This window comes from Aeromicrobium sp. Root472D3 (genome assembly GCF_001426485.1).
Lineage (GTDB): Bacteria > Actinomycetota > Actinomycetes > Propionibacteriales > Nocardioidaceae > Aeromicrobium.
Genome location: NZ_LMET01000002.1, coordinates 18332 through 36417, shown reverse-complemented (window position 1 = coordinate 36417; position 18086 = coordinate 18332). Strand labels below are relative to the sequence as shown.

The following is an 18086-nucleotide window of genomic DNA, read 5'->3' as shown; positions in this document are numbered from 1 at the left end:
TCGGGGCCCGACGTGCAGGTCGCCGTCGGGAGCCCCCGTCTAGGGTCGGGACATGAACCCCACGGCGGCCGAGGTCACAGCCCTCCTGCCCGGCGACGACGTCGTCCCCGACGCGAACGTCGTGATGGACCGGGCGTTCGGGCTCGACGCGCCACCCGAGCAGGTGTGGCCGTGGTTCGTCCAGCTGGGCAAGCAGCGGGCGGGCTGGTACCTGCCGCGCTGGGTCGAGCGCTTCGTGCCGCCCGACCGTCGCGCCTACCGGCGCATCGAGCCGGGCCTGCAGGACCTCGCCGTCGGTGACGTCATCGCCGACTGGGGCGGTCCCGACGCGACGTTCGAGGTCGCGGTGCTCGAGCCGCCGTCGACGCTCGTGCACGTCAGCACCCGCGGCAGCGTGCGGCTGTCGTGGGCGATCCGGGTGACGGCCGACGGTCCGGGCACCTCGCGCGTCCACCTGCGGCTGCGCCTCGGCGGGGTGCGTCGCGAGCGGCTCGCGCGGGTCGGCGGCGGGTTCGTCGACTGGCTGACCCTCGTCGGCCTCGCCGCCGGGCTGCGCGAGCGCGTCCGTCAGACCTGACGTCGCGCCCGCGCGGCGGAGGACGTCAGTCGTCGTCCTTGGCTGTCTGCATGCCGCTCGTGATGAGGTCCATGACCCCCGAGTCGGCGAGCGTCGTGGTGTTGCCGACCTCGCGGTTCTCGGCGACGTCGCGCAGCAGGCGCCGCATGATCTTGCCCGAGCGGGTCTTGGGCAGCTCGGGGACGACCATGATCGTGCGGGGCTTGGCGATCGGTCCGATCTCCTTGCCGACGTGGTTGCGCAGCTCCTGGATGACCTCGGTGCCACCGTCGCCGGCAGACTCCCTGAGGATCACGAAGGCCACGACGGCCTGGCCCGTCGTGTCGTCCGTCGCGCCGACCACGGCCGCCTCGGCGACCTTGGGGTGCGAGACGAGCGCCGACTCGATCTCGGTCGTCGACAGGCGGTGGCCCGAGACGTTCATGACGTCGTCGACCCGACCCAGCAGCCAGATCGCGCCGTCCTCGTCCTTGCGCGCGCCGTCGCCCGCGAAGTAGACGTTGGGCCAACGCGACCAGTACGTGTCCTGGTAGCGCTGGTCGTCGCCCCAGATCGTCCGCAGCATCGACGGCCACGGCTCGGTGATGACGAGGTAGCCGCCCTCGCCGTTGTCGACGGGGTTGCCCGCGTCGTCCACGACCTCGGCGGCGATGCCCGGGATCGCGGTCATGGCCGAGCCGGGCTTGCCGGACGTGACGCCGGGCAGCGGGCTGATCATGTGCGCGCCCGTCTCGGTCTGCCACCACGTGTCGACGATCGGGGTCGTCCCGCCGCCGATGTTCTCGCGGTACCAGACGTACGCCTCGGGGTTGATCGACTCGCCCACCGAGCCGAGGATGCGCAGGCTGCTGAGGTCGTGCCTCGCCGGCAGCTCCTCGCCCCACTTCATGCACGTGCGGATCGCCGTCGGCGCGGTGTAGAACAGCGAGACCTTGTAGTCCTCGATGATCTGCCACCAGCGGTCCTTGCCGGGGGTGTCGGGCGTGCCCTCGTAGAGCACCTGCGTCGCGCCGTTGGCCAGCGGCCCGTACACGATGTACGAGTGGCCCGTGACCCAGCCGACGTCGGCGGTGCACCAGTAGACGTCGTCGGGCTTGTGGTCGAACACCGCCCAGAACGTCCACGCCGACTGCACGAGGTAGCCGGCGGTGGTGTGCAGGATGCCCTTGGGCGAGCCCGTCGTGCCGGACGTGTACATGACGTAGAGCGGGTGCTCGGAGTCGAACATCTCGGGCGTGTGGTCGGTCGACGCCCGGTCGACGGTGTCGTGCCACCAGACGTCGCGGCCCTCGGTCCAGTCGACGTCCTGGCCCGTGCGGCGCACCACGAGCACGCCCGTGACGTCGGGGCACTTCTGCAGGGCCTCGTCCACGGCCGGCTTGAGCGCCGACGGGGCGCCGCGACGGTAGCCGCCGTCGGCGGTGATGACGACCTTCGCGTCGCAGTCGAGGATGCGGCTCGACAGCGCGTCGGAGCTGAAGCCGCCGAACACCACGGTGTGCGGGGCGCCGAGACGCGCGCAGGCCAGCATCGCGATGACGGCCTCGGGGATCATCGGCAGGTAGATCGCGACGCGGTCGCCGGTCCGCACCCCGAGGTCGATCAGGGCGTTGGCGGCCTGCGAGACGAGGTCCTTGAGCTCGGCGTACGTGATGTCGCGGGTGTCGTCCGCGGGCTCGCCCACGAAGTGCAGCGCGACGCGGTCGCCGTTGCCGGCCTCGACGTGCCGGTCGACGCAGTTGTACGCGGCGTTGAGCGTCCCGCCGACGAACCACTTCGCGAACGGCGCGTTCGACCAGTCGAGCACCTCGGTGAACGGCGTGCCCCAGTCGAGCCGCTGCGCCTGCTCGCCCCAGAACGCCGGACGATCGGCGGCCGCGGTCTCGTAGGCGTCGGCCTTCACGTTGGCCGCGGCGGCGAGATCGGCGGGCGGGTCGAACGTCCGGTCCTCGTGGGAGAGGTTGCTGATGTTCTGCTCGGTCACGGGCTGCTCCTGGATCGGCACGTCGGGCACGGGCCGCTTCGGCAGGTGCCGGGTGGCGGGGCCGTGACAAACTGGTGTGGTCTGTCACACATCGTGTGACGACGACGGTGGAGGGTCTAGCCCCGAAAGGGGGTGCACGGTGACGATCGACGCGCGAGCGGACGACCTCGAGCTGCTGCGTGCGTCCGCCGGGCGCCTGCGCCGCGAGTGCGGCATCCCGCTCGTCTTCGGGGGCCTGCGCGACGACCGGGGCGTCCCGGTCACCCTGACGATGGGCGAGGTCACGAGCGATCTCGCGACCATCACCATCAAGCCGTCCCTCGGCCTGGGCGGCAAGACGTTCCTGACCCGGCGGCCCGCGTACGTCCGCGACTACGGAACGTCGCTCGACATCACGCACGAGTACGACCGGCAGATCCTGGGTGAGCGGGTCACGTTCCTGGCCGTCGTCCCGATCGTCGTGCGCGACGACGTGCGCGGGCTGCTCTACGCCGGCACCCGCGACAGCCCCCTGTCGACCGGCGCGCTCGACTCGCTGGTCGTCGAGGCCCGCAAGGTCTCGGACGAGATGGAGATCCGGGACGAGGTCGACCGTCGCGTGGGCCTGGCGGCGTCGGTGGCGTCGGCCGGTCCCGAGACCGCCGAGCTGCAGCGGCTGCGCGACGCGTTCGCCGAGATGCGCGTCATCGCGCGCGAGACCGCCGACCCGCACACCCGCGAGCGGCTCGAGTCGCTGCTGGCCGCGACGCCCGACTCCCCCACGTCCCTGACGACGCGCCAGCTCGACGTCGTGGCGCTCGTCGCGGTCGGCTGCCGCAACGCCGAGATCGCGGCCCGGCTCGGTCTCGCGCCCGAGACCGTCAAGAGCTACCTGCGCAGCGCCATGGCGCGGCTCGGCGCGTCGTCGCGGCACGAGGCCGTCGCGGCCGCCCGCCGCCACGGCCTGCTGCCCTGACGCGCGGGTCCGGTCTCCCGGTGCGTCCGGTGCTCCCGGTGGGGTTCGAACCCACGCTGTGACGGGTTTAAGCCATCTGCCTCTGCCAGTTGGGCTACGGGAGCGTCGCCCCAGCCTAGGCCGCGGTCAGCCGACGACGACGTCGGCGGGCGGCTGCCCGTCCTGCAGCAGCGCGATCTGCCGGCGCACGACGGCCTCGATGCGCGGACGCATCGCGGTCGACATGCCGCCGACGTGCGGCGAGACGAGCACGCCCGGCGTCGTCCACAGCGGGTGCTCGGACGGCAGGGGCTCGGGGTCGGTGACGTCGGCGGCGAGGCGGACGCGACCGGCCTGGCGCACGACGGCGTCGGTGTCGACGACCTTGCCACGCGAGACGTTGACGACGATCGCACCGTCGGGCAGGGCCGCGAGGAAGTCGTCGTCGACCAGGCCCTCGGTGCTGTCGGACAGCGGCACCGCCAGCAGCACGGCGTCGACGGTCGGCAGCAGCGTGGGCAGCTCGTCCTGCCCGTGGATCTCGCCCCGGTCGTCGGTCCGCGCACGCGACGCGACCCGCACCAGCTCGGCGCCGAAGCCGTCGAGGCGCTTCTCGATCTCGCGACCGATGCCGCCCGTGCCCAGCAGCATGACGCGACGGTCGATCAGGCTCGCGGTGAAGCCGCGGTTCCACTGGCCGACCTCACGGGCGTAGCGGTCGATCTCGCGCTGCGAGGCCAGCAGCAGCGCGACGGCGAGCTCGGCGGTCGACTCCTCGTGCACGCCGACCGCGTTGCAGTACGTGATGCCGTCGGGCAGCACGTCGGCGACGCCGTCGTAGCCGAGGGCCTGCGACTGGACGACGTCGAGCCGGTCGGGGTCGAGGGCGTCGAGCCCGCCGGCGGCGACGGTGTAGGGCCGGACGGCGAGGTCGACGTGCTCTCCGGGCTGGTCGCCGCCCATGTCCCACACCGACAGCTCGACGTCGTCGAGGTCATCGAGCGCGCTGAGCCAGCTGTCGTCGGGGACGGTCACGTGCAGGGTGCGGGAGGCCATGGTCCGATCATGCCGAGTGGTGCAAACCCGTCCTCGAGCGGTGCGGTGTGGTCGGACACGCCGTCCCGGAATGTCCACTCCGCACCACTCGCCGGCAGGCCGGCGGGCGGGGCGGGAGGGTCAGGCCATGTCCCAGGCGATGCCGTCGAGGATGTCGTGCTCGCTGACGACCAGGGTGTCGGTGTCGAGGGGCAGCTGCGCGACCAGGCGGTCGAGGATCAGCGACCCGGCGCCGATCACGTCGGCGCGACCCGGGTGCATGAACGGCAGCATGCGCCGGTCGGCCACCGACATCTGCACCAGCGACAGGCACGCCGCGCTGACGTCCCCGAGGTCGAGCCGCGCCCGGTGGATCACGTCGGAGTCGTACGACGGCAGCGCGAGCGAGTGCGCGGCGACGGTCGTGACGGTGCCGGCCACGCCGACGAACGAGCCGACGGGATCGAGCTGGGCCACGACCGGTGCCAGGACGGCGTCGACGTGCTCCATGCACGCCGCGACCTCGGAGACGGACGCCGGGTCGCTGGGCAGGAAGCGCTCGGTCAGCCGCACCGAGCCGATGTCGAGCGACACCGACCACTCGATCCGGTCGCCCGTGCCGACGACGATCTCGGTCGAGCCGCCGCCGATGTCGACCACGAGCGTGCGGACGTCGTCGAGGTCGCGGGTCGCGCCGAGGAACGACGCGCGCGCCTCGTCGTCGCCGGCCAGCACCTCGGGACGCACGCCCAGCACGCCCTCCACGGCGTCGCCGAAGGCCTCGGCGTTGTCGGCGTCGCGGACCGCGGACGTCGCGCAGAACCGGATGTCGGTGACCCCGAACATCGCGATCAGCTCGGCGTACTCACGGCTCGCCTGGAGCGTGCGCTGCACGGCGTCCTCGGCGAGGTGGCCCGTGCGGTCGACGTCCTGCCCGAGGCGGACGACCCGCATCTCGCGCAGCAGATCGGTCTTGCGGCCGTCGCCGATGTCGCTGATCAGAAGGCGGATCGAGTTGGTGCCGCAGTCGATCGCGGCGACGCGGGCACGCTGCTCAGGCATCTGACGAGCATAGCGACGCGACCCACGGCCGCAGCGCGAGCACCCGGCTCAGTCGTCGACGGGGGCGACCCAGTCGGGGTCGCACGGCGTGCCGACCCACCAGTCGCCCAGCAGCTCGAGCGTCTCGTCGCCCAGCGGGTTGACGCCGGGGCCCTTGGCCAGCGAGTGGCCCGCCAGCACGTGCAGGCACTTGACCCTGGTCGGCATGCCGCCGGCGGTGATGCCGTCGATCTCGGGGACGTGACCGAGGGCCTCGCGCTCGGCGAGGTACTCGACGTGCGCCTTCTCGTACGCCCGGGCGAGCTCGTCGTCCTCGAGCAGGCGGGCGCTCATCTCGCGCATCAGCCCGGACGCCTCGAGCGTGCCGATCTCGCCGGCCAGCCGCGGGCACGTCAGGTAGAACATCGTCGGGAACGGGGTGCCGTCGTCGAGCCGCGGCTCGGTCTTCACGACGTTCGGGTGCCCCGACGGGCACCGCGACATGATCTCGAGGATGCCCCGCGGGGAGCGTCCGAGCTGGTCGGCGACGGCGTCGAGGTCGGCCTGGGCGACTGTCACTGGTCCTTCAGCACCTTGTCTGGTTCGGGGTCGGTGGTCGGGGTGGCGGACGGCTCCTTGCCGGCCTCCTTCACGCTGCCCCAGAGCTTGTCGTACCAGTCGGGGTCGGTCCTGGCGGGCGGCGCGTCGAGCGTCGGGACGTCGGCGCCCTGCACCTTGCCGTCGCTGCCGATCACGCGGTAGCCGACCTCACCGGGCGAGACCCAGCCGAACCGCTCCTTGGCCTGCTGCTTGACGTAGGCCGGGTCGTCCCAGCGGTCGATCTGGTCCTCCAGCTCGACGATCGCCTGCTGGCGCGTCGCGATCTCGGCCTTGGTCGCCTGGATGTCGGAGCGCTGCTGCCACCACGCGTGCAGCGTCGACGTGTACGACGCGATGAGCAGCAGCACGACGGCCAGCAGCACGACGGCCCTGGTCGTCAGCTGGGGCGCCGAGCCGATGCGACCCTGCGTGACGGGCTTGGCCGGGGTGGACCCGGGTCGGGACGTCGCGGATGCCGCGGCCCGGGGCGTGCGGCGTCCACCCCGTGTCGCGGTCGGCTTCCGGGCAGGAGGCCGACCGCGACCGCGGGGTGAACGCGATGCCATGCGTCAGAGGGCCAGCCGCGGGAACGCGGAGGCGCCGGCGTAGCTGGCGGACGAGCCCAGCAGCTCCTCGATGCGCAGCAGCTGGTTGTACTTGGCGACGCGGTCGGACCGGGCGGGGGCGCCGGTCTTGATCTGGCCACAGTTGGTCGCGACCGCGAGGTCGGCGATCGTGGTGTCCTCGGTCTCGCCCGAGCGGTGGCTCATCATGCAGCTGAAGCCGTGGCGGTGGGCGAGGTCGACCGAGTCGAGCGTCTCGGTGAGCGAGCCGATCTGGTTGACCTTGACGAGCAGCGCGTTGGCGGCGCCCTCGGAGATGCCGCGCGTCAGACGCTCGACGTTGGTCACGAAGAGGTCGTCGCCGACGATCTGCACGTCGTCGCCGATCGTCTCGGTCAGCGTCGTCCAGCCCGACCAGTCGTCCTCGTCGAGGGGGTCCTCGATCGAGACGATCGGGAAGTCGGCGGCGAGCTGCGCGTAGTAGGCCGACATCTCCTCGGCCGACTTCTGCTCGCCCTCGAACGCGTACGTGCCGTCGGCGAAGAACTCCGAGGCCGCGACGTCGAGCGCCATGGCGATGTCGGTGCCGACCTTCAGGCCGGCCTTCTCGACGGCGACGGCGATGAGCTCGAGAGCCGCGCGGTTGGAGTCGAGGTTCGGCGCGAAGCCGCCCTCGTCGCCCAGACCCGTCGACAGCCCGCGCTCGTTGAGGACGGACTTGAGCGCGTGGTAGACCTCGGCGCCCTGACGCAGCGCCTCGGAGAACGAGCTCGCGCCGATCGGAGCGATCATGAACTCCTGGATGTCGACGTTGGAGTCGGCGTGCGAGCCGCCGTTGAGGATGTTCATCATCGGCACCGGCAGCACGTGCGCGTTGGGTCCGCCGACGTAGCGGAACAGCGGCAGCTTGGCCGAGTCGGCCGCGGCACGGGCCGCGGCCAGCGAGACGCCGAGGATCGCGTTCGCGCCGAGCTTGGCCTTGTTGTCGGTGCCGTCGAGGTCGAGCATCGCGAGGTCGATCGCGCGCTGGTCGTCGGCCTCGAAGCCCACGAGGGCCGGGCCGATCGTCGTGTTGACGCCGCCGACGGCCTTCAGCACGCCCTTGCCGAGGTAGCGCTTCTTGTCGCCGTCACGCAGCTCGACGGCCTCGAAGGCGCCCGTGGAGGCGCCGGACGGGACGGCCGCGCGTCCGATCGTGCCGTCGTCGAGGGCGACCTCGACCTCGACCGTGGGGTTGCCTCGTGAATCCAGAATTTCCCGTGCGCCGACGGCGTCGATGCGTGCCAAGAGAGTGCTCCTCGTGAGTGAAAGAACCTGCGGGGACAGCCTAGTGCCGCGATCCACCCCGACCGCACCGCCTCGCCGCTGCCCCGTCGGCTCCCGCACGTGGCACGATGGCGCCGTGCTCGATCCCGCCACCACTCGACGGCCGCGTCTCAGGACGGCGACGGTGGCGGCGGTCGTCCTCGTCCTGGTCGCCGTGGCAGCGTGGCAGCTGCTGGCACGCAGCACGCTCGCCGAGATCTCGGTGACCCCCGCCTCGATGCAGTGCGACGGCAAGGACGTCCCGGCGACCGTGGTGCCGGACGAGTTCGGCGACGCCCCGGCACCGACCTTCCAGCCGGAGCTCACACCGGCCTCCGACTGCTGGATCACGGTGACCGTCTCGAACCACGGCTCACGGCCCGTCCATCTCTCGTCCGTCACCTTCGACGCGATGATGCCGGGCGAGTCCGGCCGGTTCCTCCTCGAGACGCCGCGCGACGAGTTCGACCAACGTCCCCACGAGGTCGATGAATCCGGTGACGCCATCTTCGATGCCGACGAGACGATCGACGCCGGGACGTGGACGCTGCTGACCTACCGGATCGCGTACCGCGCCGACGGTGCGAGCTGCCCGGGCGGCGCGTCGCAGTCGCAGGACCTTCCGACTGCCCGCGTGTCGACGCTGCACGTCCCTCGCGACGTCCGGGGCTCGGTCAAGATCGTCCACGACACCGTTCCCACCAAGGGCAACCGCACCTGCGACTGATCGCCCCGAGGGGTGCGCGGGTCCGCCTGTCAGGCGCCCGGTCGCGCGAGCAGGGCGACGCGCCGGACCTCAGTGGCCGTGGGCGCTCGGGGCCTGGGCGCGCTCCCACCGCTTGATGCTCTGCCACTGGGCGTCGATCTCGGCCGGGGTGGTCGGCACGCGGTCGAGCGTCTCGGGCGCGAACACGTGTGGGTTGCGGCGCACCAGCTTGGCCGCGATGCCTGCCGCGACGTCGTCGACGTCCCACCCCGCGCCGTCGTCGACCGATCCCTCGGCGGCGATGCGCGCGTGGAAGACGACCTGCATCAGCAGGCCGCCGAGCTCCTCGCGCAGGTGGTCGGAGTCGCCGCTCTCGAGCGTCTCGTGCACCTCGTGGGCCTCCTCCAGGACGTAGGGCGCGAGCGACTCGTGCGTCTGCTGCGCGGTCCACGGGCACTCGCGGCGCAGGCGGTCCATGACGTCGACGACGTCGAGCAGGCCCGACCCGGGCAGGTCGTACGAGCCGAACAGCACCTCGACGCGCTGCGCGTCGTCGCCCGGCCCCATGAGGTCGTCGGCCATCGACCGCGCCCAGGCCGCGTCGCCCGTCGGGGCGATCCACACCGTGCCGGCCTCGAACGTCGGCGGCCCCGCGGCCGTCTCGACCGCGACCCCCGATCGGACGATCGCCTGCACGTGCGGGTCGTCGAGAGCCGCCCGCACCCGCTGCGCTCCACGCAACGCGTCCCACGCGGCCAGCGTCAGGATGCCGGGCGCGACCCTGGGGCTGAGCACCAGCACCTGCATCGTCACGCGACGACCGTCACGAGCACCGCAGCGCCGACGGGAGCTCCTCGTCGACCGGGGCCTCGAGGTCGACGGGGGTCACCGAGATCGATCCCGTCGCCGAGCGCTGCGTGCCGTCCGGGGCGAGCCCGAAGCGCGGGGCGAACGACACGTCGCTGTCGGCGAACGCCTTGAGGATCTCGTTCTGCCCGAGCTCGGCGAACTGGGCCTCGTTCTCGGTCGTGGCCTGCTGGTTGGACCGCTTCTCGGCCAGGGCGACGGCGATCGCCGACACCTCCTGGCTGTCCTCGATCGCCTCGGCCAGGTCGTCGCCGTCCGAGCCGGGGAACGCCGACGCGAGCTGCTCGCGCTGCGACGCGGTCAGCTCGTAGTCACTCGCGGACACCGTCACGTCCTCCTTCGCGGCGAGGTCGCGGGCGACCCGCAGCGACACCAGGCCGACGATCGCCTGACGGCGCACGTCGGCGTTGCTGACCGTCGTGATGCCCTGCTGGCGAGCCGTGCTGGCGGTCAGGGTGCAGTAGGCGGTGGCGGTGCGGTCGAGGGTGCGCATCGAGATCGTCGTGCCGTCGACGACGGCGGCCGATCCGGGGTGGACGGCGCCGCAGGCCGCGAGCGACAGGCCCGCGAGCCCGAGGACGACCCCGCGCGTTCGAGTGAGCATGGTCACAGGTTAGACGGCTCCGCCCGGCCGGACGCCAGCCGGGAGTGCTTGCGTCCGTAGGCGAGGTACACGACGAGCCCGAGCGCGAGCCAGACGAGGAACCGCAGCCACGTCTCGACCGCGAGGTTCGTCATGAGGGCGACGCACAGCACCGCCGACACGATCGGGAGGAGCGGCACCGACGGCGTGCGGAACGGACGCTTCATGCGCGGCTTGGTGCGGCGCAGCACGATCACCGCGAGGGACACGACGAGGAAGGCGAACAGCGTCCCGATCGAGACCATCTCCGCCAGGACGGCCAGCGGCACGAAGGCGCCCAGCACCGCGACCGCGATCGTCGTGCCGACCGTGATGACGACGGGGGTCTGGTACTTCGGGTGGATCCGGCCGACGGCCGGGGGCAGCAGGCCGTCGCGGCACAGCGCGAAGCCGATGCGTCCCATCGCGACGATGTCGACCAGGATCACCGAGGTCAGTCCGGCGACCGCGGCCGTCCCGATGATGATGCCGGCCCACCCGAGCCCCTTCTGGTCGAAGGCGTCGGCGAGCGGCTCTCCCGTGCTGAGCTGCGTGTACTTGACCATGCCGGTCAGCACGAAGCACACCGCGACGTACAGGACGGTGCAGATGACGAGGGTGCCGATGAGGCCTCGCGGCATGTCCTTGGCGGGGTCCTTGGTCTCCTCCCCCAGGTTGGCGACGGCCTCGAAGCCCGAGTAGGCGAAGAAGACGACCGCCGCCGCGACGAGGACGCCCGTGACCCCGTACGCCGTCTGGTCGACACCGGTGATCCACTGCCACAGGGGCTGCTTGAGGCCGCTGGCCGACTCGGCCTTCTCGCTCGGCGGGATGTAGGGCTTCTGGTTGCCCATGTCGATGTAGAACAGCCCGACGCCGATGATGAACAGGCAGATCGAGACCTTGATGACGACCAGCGAGTTCGTGACGAGCTTCGACTCGCGGATGCCCATCGCGGCGACCACGCCGAGGACGATCACGATGAACACGGCGCCCAGGTTGACGACGCTGTCCTCCTCGCCGAAGAAGGCCTTCGGCAGGTCGAACACGCCCTGCAGGTAGCCCGACCAGCCGCGCGCGACGACGGCCGCGCCCAGGGCGAACTCGAGGATCAGGTCCCACGCGATGATCCACGCGAAGATCTCGCCGATCGTCGTGTACGCGTACGTGTACGAGCTGCCGGCGGTCGGCACCGCGGCGGCGAGCTCGGCGTAGCAGAGCGCCGCGAGCATCGCGACGACGCCGGCGATCAGGAACGAGATCATGACGGCGGGGCCGGCGTTGTCCTTCGCGGCCGTGCCGGTGAGGGTGAAGATGCCCGTGCCGATCACGATGCCGATGCCGAACCCCATGAGGTCCCAGACCGTCAGTCGGCGACTCAGGCGGGCGTGGTGGCCCTCCTCCGTCGGATCGGCGTCGTTCTGGTGGATGACGTCGTCGACGTCCTTGGTGCGCACGAGCTGCTTCCACGTCCCCGCTTTGGTCATGGGACGACGCTAGTACCGTCGTTGCCATCCGCAACCGATCCGCGGCTCCGGCGCGGCGCGTCCGGCACCGCCGGGGTGCGCCTGGCCCTCCCCTAAAGTTGTCGCATGATCCGTCAGCGGCTGGCCCGCACCGTCGTCCGGCTGATGCGCTACCGGATGGTCGGTGACGTCCCGCCGAGCGGCATCCTCGTGGGCGCGCCCCACACGTCCAACTGGGACTTCATCACGATGCTGCTCGTCATGTGGCACGGCGGCGCCCACCCGCGGGTGCTGGTCAAGAAGCAGCTGTTCAAGGGCCCGCTGGGCTGGGTGCTGAAGGCGCTCGGCGGCATCCCGCTCGACCGGGACAACGCGGCCGGCGTCGTCCGCGACCTCGCGGACGAGGCGAGGCGCGGCGACGGCGAGCCGTTCCGGCTGATCCTCGCGGCCGAGGGCACCCGGTCGAGGGGCGAGTACTGGAAGTCGGGCTTCCTGCGCCTCTCCCGCGAGACCGGGCTGCCGATCACGCTGGCGTTCTTCGAGCCCCCGACCCGGACGATGGGCTTCGGTCCGACGTTCCACGCGACCGACGACGTGACGGCCGACATGGACGTCGTCCGGGCCTTCTACGCCGACAAGCACGGCATCAAGCCGAAGAACGCGACTCCCCCCAGGCTCCGCGAAGAGGCCTGATGGCGACCGACGTCGGCCGCAACGAGACGGTCCGCCTCGACGACGAGTCGCGGGCCAGCGCGTTCGAGAACCACAGCGCCTTCGCACGCGTGTCCTTCCTCTGGATCGACCACGAGGTGCCTGTCGGCCACCTGGCACGACACGACACGTCGATCACGACCTTGCCCACCCCGTTCGACCGCTCCAATCTCGACGACGTCGACCGGACGCAGGACGATCTGCTGATACAGCTGGCCGGACAGGTCGACCGACACTGTCTCGACATCCTTCTCGCGTCGACCGGTGCGCCCGTCGTCGACATCGCACCTGGCGACATCGACGAGTGGACGCGCACGAGCATCCTCGAGATCAAGCTCGACACGCGGAGCGGGTGCGGCGTCGACGTGCTCCTGGACAACGAGATCTCACCGCTGATCACGACCGGGGAGGACGACGGGCTCCGGCACGTCGACGTCGGGTGGCGTCGGTCGAACGTCTACCAGATGTCTCGGCACCAACCCGTCGAGCAGGGCTTCTTCGTGGTGGTCAACCGGCAGCACGTCATCGGCCTCTCGAGCCGGGCCGCCCTGTTCTTGTCGTCCCAGTCGCTCGACGCCACGAGCGAGTACCTGAGCGCCCGGTGCGAGCTCGCCTACCGGCCGCGCCTCGACTTCCACCCCGGCGCCGTACGCATTGCCCGGGTCACCTTCGCCGACGAGGACGCGTGGAGGACCGCTGCACGCTCGGCCGCCCGGCCCTGAGGAGGAGGCGGATCTGCAACCGTCTCAGCGCTGGCACGGTTGCGGATCCACCTCCTCCCGGCGAGTAGCGGCTCAGCCCGCCGGCGCCGGCGCCGGCACCAGGGTGTCGATGACGGTGCGGGTCCACTCCAGCAGCTCGCGGCCCACCAGCGGGGTGCCGCCGATCGGCGCGGTCTTCGGACGCGGGATGAGCGCGACCTCGGCGGCCACCTTGTAGGTGCTGCGCGGGTAGACGCGCTGCAGCCGCATCTGCGCCGAGTCGGGCAGCGTCAGCGGGGCGAAGCGGACGTTCGGGCCCGCGGCCGTCACCTCGGTGAGCCCTGCCTCGCGCACCCGCACGCGCAGGCGTGCCACGTCGAGCAGGACGTCGACGGCCTCGGGCGGCTCGCCGTAGCGGTCGACCAGCTCGCCGCGGATCTCGTCGACGTCGGCCAGGGCACGGACGTCGGCGAGCCGCTTGTACATCTCGAGCCGCAGCCGCTCGCTGCCGACGTAGTCGTGCGGCAGGTGCGCCTCGATCGGCAGCTCGATCTTGACCTCGCGCTCGGGCTCGGCGTCGCCGCGGAACTCCGCGACGGCCTCGCCCACGAGCCGCACGTACAGGTCGAAGCCGACGTCGGCGATGTGGCCGGACTGCTCGCCGCCCAGCAGGTTGCCGGCGCCGCGGATCTCGAGGTCCTTCATCGCGACCGCCATGCCGCCGCCGAGCTCGGAGTGCTGCGCGATCGTGGCCAGCCGGTCGTGCGCCGTCTCGGTCAACGGCTTCTCGGGCGGGTACAGGAAGTACGCGTACGCGCGCTCGCGCGAGCGCCCCACGCGACCCCGCAGCTGGTGCAGCTGCGACAGGCCGAGGGTGTCGGCGCGCTCGATGATCATGGTGTTGGCGTTCGACACGTCGAGGCCCGACTCGACGATCGTCGTGCACACCAGGACGTCGTAGCGCTTCTCCCAGAAGTCGACCATGACCTCCTCGAGCTGGTGCTCGCCCATCTGGCCGTGCGCCGCGGCGACCCGCGCCTCGGGCACGAGCTCCTTGATCTTGGCGACGGCCTTGTCGATCGACTGCACGCGGTTGTGGATGAAGAACGCCTGACCCTCGCGCAGCAGCTCGCGGCGGATCGCGGCGACGACCTGACGGTCCTCGTACGCCCCGACGAACGACAGCACGGGGTGGCGCTCCTCGGGGGGCGTCGCGATCGTCGACATCTCGCGGATGCCCGTGATGGCCATCTCGAGCGTGCGCGGGATCGGCGTGGCCGACATCGACAGGACGTCGACGGCGGCCCGCAGCATCTTCATGGCCTCCTTGTGCTCGACGCCGAAGCGCTGCTCCTCGTCGACGATGACGAGGCCGAGGTCCTTGATCTTGACGCCGGGCTGCAGCAGCCGGTGCGTGCCGATCACCATGTCGATCGAGCCGTCCGCCAGGCCCGCGAGGGTCTCCTTGGACTCCTTCTCGGTCTGGAACCGCGACAGTGGCTTCATCGTGACCGGGAACTGTCCGAAGCGTTCGGCGAACGTCGCGTAGTGCTGCTGGACGAGCAGGGTCGTCGGGACGAGCAGGATGACCTGCTTGCCGTCCTGGATCGCCTTGAACGCCGCACGCACGGCGATCTCGGTCTTGCCGTAGCCGACGTCGCCGCACACCAGGCGGTCCATCGGCACGGTGCGCTCCATGTCGCGCTTGACCTCGTCGATCGTGACCATCTGGTCGGGCGTCTCGACGAAGGCGAACGAGTCCTCGAGCTCGGCCTGCCACGGGGTGTCGGGGCCGAAGGCGTGCCCCTTGGTGGCCTGGCGGGCCGCGTACAGCTTGATGAGCTCGCCGGCGATCTGGCGGACGGCCTTGCGGGCCTTGTTCTTGCGGCTCGTCCAGTCGGCACCGCCCAGACGGTCGAGGGTCGGCGACTCGCCGCCGACGTACCGGCTGATCTGGTCGAGCTGGTCCATCGGGACGAACAGCCGGTCGGCCGGTTGGCCGCGCTTGGACGGCGCGTACTCCATCACGAGGTACTCGCGCGCCGCCCCCTGGACGACGCGCTGCATGAGCTCGACGTAGCGACCGACGCCGTGCTGCTCGTGCACCACGAAGTCGCCGGGCTTGAGCTCGAGCGGATCGACCTGCTTGCGCCGGCGCGCCGGCATCTTGCGCTCGGTGCGGTCGGCGGCCCGCTGACCGACGAGGTCGTCGTACGTCATGACCGCGAGCTGGAGCGGAGCCGACACGAAGCCCGTCGACAGCTCGCCGATGACGACCTGGACGATGCCCGGCGAGGGCGCGGTGACCTCGTCGTCGAGGGCTGCGGGGACGTCGCTTCCGCCCAGCCACTCGAGGGTGCGCTGCGCCTGACCCGCCGCCGGGGCGACGAAGACGACGCGCATGCCGGCGGCGACCCAGCGACGGACGTCCTCGAGCGCTGCGGACGTGTCGCCGCGGTACGCCGCGCCAGCTTCCATCTCGACGGCGCGCTGGCCCTCGTCGAGGTCGAGGCCGAAGGGCGTCTGCGTGAACCACGTGTGCCCGAGCCTCAGCGTCTCGAGCTTCACGTCGTCGAGGGAGTGGAAGGCCGCCGACCCGAGATCGATCGGCGACTCGCCGCCACCGGCCGCCGCGGCCCACGACGCCTGCAGGAACTCCTCGCTCGTCGCGACGAGGTCGGCCGCGCGGGCCCGGATGCGCTCGGGGTCCATCAGCAGGACGGCCGACCGCTCGGGCAGCAGGTTGACGAACGACTCCATCTCGTCGGTCAGCACGGGCGTCAGCGACTCCATGCCCTCGACGGCGTGACCCTCGGACAGCTTGGTGAAGATCTCGGCCAGGCTGGGGTGCTCGACGGCCAGCTGTGCGGCGCGTGCGCGCACCTCGTCGGTCAGCAGCAGCTCGCGGCACGGCGGAGCCCAGACGTGCGTGATCTCCTCGAGCGTCCGCTGGTCGGCGACCGCGAAGCGGCGGATCTCGTCGACCTCGTCGCCGAAGAACTCGATGCGCAGCGGGTGGTCCTCGGTGGGCGGGAAGACGTCGATGATGCCGCCGCGGACCGCGAACTCGCCTCGGCGCTCGACCAGGTCGACCCGCGAGTAGGCGGCTGCGGCGAGATCGGCGACGACCTGCTCGAGCGCGACCTCGTCGCCGCGGTGCAGCTCGACCGGCACGAGGTCGGCCAGGCCCTTGACCTGCGGCTGCAGCAGCGAGCGGATCGGCGCGACGACGACCCGCAGCGCCCCGCTCGCGGTGTCGGAGTCGAGCTCGCCGGCCTGCGTCGGGTGCACCAGGCGGCGCAGCACCGCCAGACGACGCCCGACGGTGTCGGACCGCGGTGACAGCCGCTCGTGCGGCAGCGTCTCCCACGCCGGGTAGTACGCGACGGCGTCGGCGCCCAGCAGCTCGCCGAGCTGCGCCGTCAGCTCCTCGCCCTCGCGGGCGGTCGCGGTGACGGCGACGACCGTCGCCTGCTCGGCGAGCGCAGCGGTCAGGAACGGCCGCAGCGGCTCGGGGGCCTGGACGTCGAGGGTGTCGACGCCCTCGGCGCGCTCGGCCAGCACGGCCGCCACGGTGGGCTCGGAGGAGACGGTCGTGGCGAGGCGGGAAAGTGTCATCATCTACCGGTTGAACGCGCTCTGGGTCTGATCCAGTCCCACCGTGACGAGGCTCTCGACGGCGTCGGCCGCCTCCTCGACGTAGACCGGCAGGTCCTTGCGCTCGACGGAGCTGTAGGGCTTGAGCACGAAGTCGTGCACGTCCTGACGTCCCGGCGGCCGGCCGATGCCGACGCGCACCCGGAAGAAGTCACCCGAGGCGAGCGACTGGCGGATCGACTTCAGGCCGTTGTGCCCGTTGTCGCCGCCACCGAGCTTGATGCGCAGCATGCCGAAGTCGATGTCGAGCTCGTCGTGGATCGCGATGACGTGATCGGGCTCGACGCCGTAGAACTTCGCCATGGTCGACACGGGACCGCCGCTCTCGTTCATGTACGACTTGGCGCGCACGAGGACGACCCGCTCACCGGCGAGCCGTCCCTCGACGACCTCGCCCCGGCCGGACTTGTGCTTCTTCCAGCCGGGGTTCTTGGCTGTTCCGCCCATGCGCATCGCGAGGGCGTCGGCCACCATGTAGCCGATGTTGTGCCGCGTGGCGGCGTACGTCGCGCCCGGGTTGCCGAGCCCGACGACCAGCCAGGTCACTCCGACTCGGCGGGCGCCTCGTCGTCGGACGACTCGGCAGCAGCCTCGGCCTCGGCCTCTTCGGCGTCGGTCGGGTCGTGCTCGATGCCGAGCTCGTCCTCGGCCTCGGCCAGCTCGGCCTCGAGCTGCTCGGCGGTGGGCGCGGCGGTGACGTTGACGACGAGGAGCTCCTCGTCGACGGCGAGGGTCGAGCCGCTGGGCAGCTCGATGTCCTTGGCCAGGATCTGGGCGCCGGCCTCGAGTCCCTCGACCGAGACCTCGAACGCCTCGGGGATGTGGGTCGCCTCGGCCTCGATCGAGATCGTCGCGTTCTCGAGGACGACGAGGTTGCCGCTGACGGCCTCGCCGACGGTGCTGATGCGGACGTCGACGGTGACCTTCTCGCCCTTGCGGACGATCAGCAGGTCGGCGTGCTCGATGAAGCCCTTCAGCGGGTCGCGCTGGACCTGCTTGGGGATCGCCAGGTGCGTGTCGGATCCGAGGTCGATCGTCAGCAGGGCGTTGGCCGAGCCCTTGAGCGCCAGCATGAACTGGTGACCCGGGAGGGTCAGGTGGATCGGGTCGGTGCCGTGGCCGTAGAGGACGACGGGGACCTTGTCCTCGCGGCGGATGCGACGGGCCGCACCCTTGCCGAACTCGGTACGTGCTTCGGCGGCGATCTTGGTCTCGGCCACGGGATAACTCCTGTTGGGTGCGTCGTGCGTGCGAAAGGTCGGACGTGCCGGCGGTCGAGGCGCTCGACACAGCACTCCTGTGGAGCGCCCTGTCGAT

At 71.4% G+C, this 18086-nt stretch carries 17 protein-coding genes and 1 tRNA gene; 5 read left to right on the top strand and 13 right to left on the bottom strand.

The window, feature by feature from the left end; all coding sequences use genetic code 11:
- Nucleotides 1-52: 52 nt before the first annotated feature.
- On the top strand, nucleotides 53-577 hold the full coding sequence (locus ASD10_RS19240; RefSeq protein ID WP_056610689.1) for a hypothetical protein: 525 nt from the start codon (nucleotides 53-55) through the stop codon (nucleotides 575-577).
- A 25-nt stretch (nucleotides 578-602) separates the two neighbouring features.
- Here ASD10_RS19240 and acs read toward each other — a convergent pair whose 3' ends face one another.
- A complete protein-coding gene (acs, locus tag ASD10_RS14955; RefSeq protein WP_056611728.1) occupies nucleotides 603-2561 on the bottom strand; it encodes an acetate--CoA ligase in 1959 nt (652 codons plus the stop codon).
- A 139-nt stretch (nucleotides 2562-2700) separates the two neighbouring features.
- Here acs and ASD10_RS14950 point away from each other — a divergent pair, with 139 nt between their 5' ends.
- Nucleotides 2701-3516 (top strand): LuxR C-terminal-related transcriptional regulator, encoded by an 816-nt coding sequence (locus ASD10_RS14950; protein WP_056610686.1) that lies wholly within the window; start codon nucleotides 2701-2703, stop codon nucleotides 3514-3516.
- Between the two features lie 30 nt (nucleotides 3517-3546).
- Here ASD10_RS14950 and ASD10_RS14945 read toward each other — a convergent pair.
- The 6 genes from ASD10_RS14945 to eno form a co-directional block, all read right to left on the bottom strand.
- Nucleotides 3547-3620 (bottom strand) — tRNA-Leu (locus ASD10_RS14945).
- Nucleotides 3621-3642: 22 nt separating this feature from the next.
- Nucleotides 3643-4551, bottom strand: coding sequence for an NAD(P)-dependent oxidoreductase (locus ASD10_RS14940; protein ID WP_056610684.1), 909 nt, complete (start codon nucleotides 4549-4551; stop codon nucleotides 3643-3645).
- A 120-nt stretch (nucleotides 4552-4671) separates the two neighbouring features.
- Complete coding sequence (locus ASD10_RS14935) at nucleotides 4672-5592, bottom strand: Ppx/GppA phosphatase family protein (protein ID WP_056610682.1); 921 nt, start codon at nucleotides 5590-5592, stop codon at nucleotides 4672-4674.
- 48 nt (nucleotides 5593-5640) lie between these two features.
- On the bottom strand, nucleotides 5641-6150 hold the full coding sequence (locus ASD10_RS14930) for a DUF501 domain-containing protein (RefSeq protein ID WP_056610679.1): 510 nt from the start codon (nucleotides 6148-6150) through the stop codon (nucleotides 5641-5643).
- The gene (locus tag ASD10_RS14925) at nucleotides 6147-6737 is read right to left on the bottom strand and encodes a septum formation initiator family protein (RefSeq protein ID WP_082556326.1); all 591 of its coding nucleotides are present in this window, start codon (nucleotides 6735-6737) and stop codon (nucleotides 6147-6149) included. The genes ASD10_RS14930 and ASD10_RS14925 overlap by 4 nt, the downstream gene beginning before the upstream one ends.
- A 3-nt stretch (nucleotides 6738-6740) precedes the next feature.
- Nucleotides 6741-8021, bottom strand: coding sequence for a phosphopyruvate hydratase (eno, locus tag ASD10_RS14920; protein WP_056610674.1), 1281 nt, complete (start codon nucleotides 8019-8021; stop codon nucleotides 6741-6743).
- 115 nt (nucleotides 8022-8136) lie between these two features.
- Between eno and ASD10_RS14915 the strand changes: the two genes are divergently transcribed.
- Nucleotides 8137-8766, top strand: coding sequence for a hypothetical protein (locus ASD10_RS14915; RefSeq protein ID WP_157432670.1), 630 nt, complete (start codon nucleotides 8137-8139; stop codon nucleotides 8764-8766).
- 69 nt (nucleotides 8767-8835) lie between these two features.
- Here the strand turns inward: ASD10_RS14915 and ASD10_RS14910 are convergent, their stop codons facing one another.
- Genes ASD10_RS14910 through ASD10_RS14900 form a run of 3 tightly spaced genes read right to left on the bottom strand, consistent with a single transcriptional unit; the run spans nucleotide 8836 to nucleotide 11721 of the window.
- Nucleotides 8836-9552, bottom strand: a complete 717-nt coding sequence (locus ASD10_RS14910; RefSeq protein ID WP_235502104.1) for a MazG nucleotide pyrophosphohydrolase domain-containing protein — start codon at nucleotides 9550-9552, stop codon at nucleotides 8836-8838.
- A gap of 16 nt (nucleotides 9553-9568) precedes the next feature.
- Nucleotides 9569-10216, bottom strand: coding sequence for a hypothetical protein (locus ASD10_RS14905; RefSeq protein WP_157432669.1), 648 nt, complete (start codon nucleotides 10214-10216; stop codon nucleotides 9569-9571).
- Nucleotides 10217-10218: 2 nt separating this feature from the next.
- A complete protein-coding gene (locus ASD10_RS14900) occupies nucleotides 10219-11721 on the bottom strand; it encodes an APC family permease (RefSeq protein WP_056610662.1) in 1503 nt (500 codons plus the stop codon).
- A gap of 105 nt (nucleotides 11722-11826) precedes the next feature.
- Here ASD10_RS14900 and ASD10_RS14895 point away from each other — a divergent pair, with 105 nt between their 5' ends.
- Both ASD10_RS14895 and ASD10_RS14890 read left to right on the top strand, forming a co-directional pair.
- Nucleotides 11827-12393 (top strand): 1-acyl-sn-glycerol-3-phosphate acyltransferase, encoded by a 567-nt coding sequence (locus ASD10_RS14895; RefSeq protein ID WP_056610659.1) that lies wholly within the window; start codon nucleotides 11827-11829, stop codon nucleotides 12391-12393.
- Nucleotides 12393-13133, top strand: a complete 741-nt coding sequence (locus tag ASD10_RS14890) for a hypothetical protein (RefSeq protein ID WP_056610654.1) — start codon at nucleotides 12393-12395, stop codon at nucleotides 13131-13133. Before ASD10_RS14895 ends, ASD10_RS14890 begins: the two co-directional genes overlap by 1 nt.
- Nucleotides 13134-13205: 72 nt before the next feature.
- Here ASD10_RS14890 and mfd read toward each other — a convergent pair whose 3' ends face one another.
- Genes mfd through ASD10_RS14875 form a run of 3 tightly spaced genes read right to left on the bottom strand, consistent with a single transcriptional unit; the run spans nucleotide 13206 to nucleotide 17989 of the window.
- Entirely contained in the window at nucleotides 13206-16733 is a 3528-nt protein-coding gene (gene mfd, locus ASD10_RS14885; protein WP_369797586.1) for a transcription-repair coupling factor, read from the bottom strand.
- Nucleotides 16734-17315 (bottom strand): aminoacyl-tRNA hydrolase, encoded by a 582-nt coding sequence (pth, locus tag ASD10_RS14880; RefSeq protein ID WP_056610653.1) that lies wholly within the window; start codon nucleotides 17313-17315, stop codon nucleotides 16734-16736. It abuts the gene before it with no gap.
- Nucleotides 17312-17989, bottom strand: a complete 678-nt coding sequence (locus ASD10_RS14875; protein ID WP_056610650.1) for a 50S ribosomal protein L25/general stress protein Ctc — start codon at nucleotides 17987-17989, stop codon at nucleotides 17312-17314. The genes pth and ASD10_RS14875 overlap by 4 nt, the downstream gene beginning before the upstream one ends.
- Nucleotides 17990-18086 lie beyond the last annotated feature (97 nt).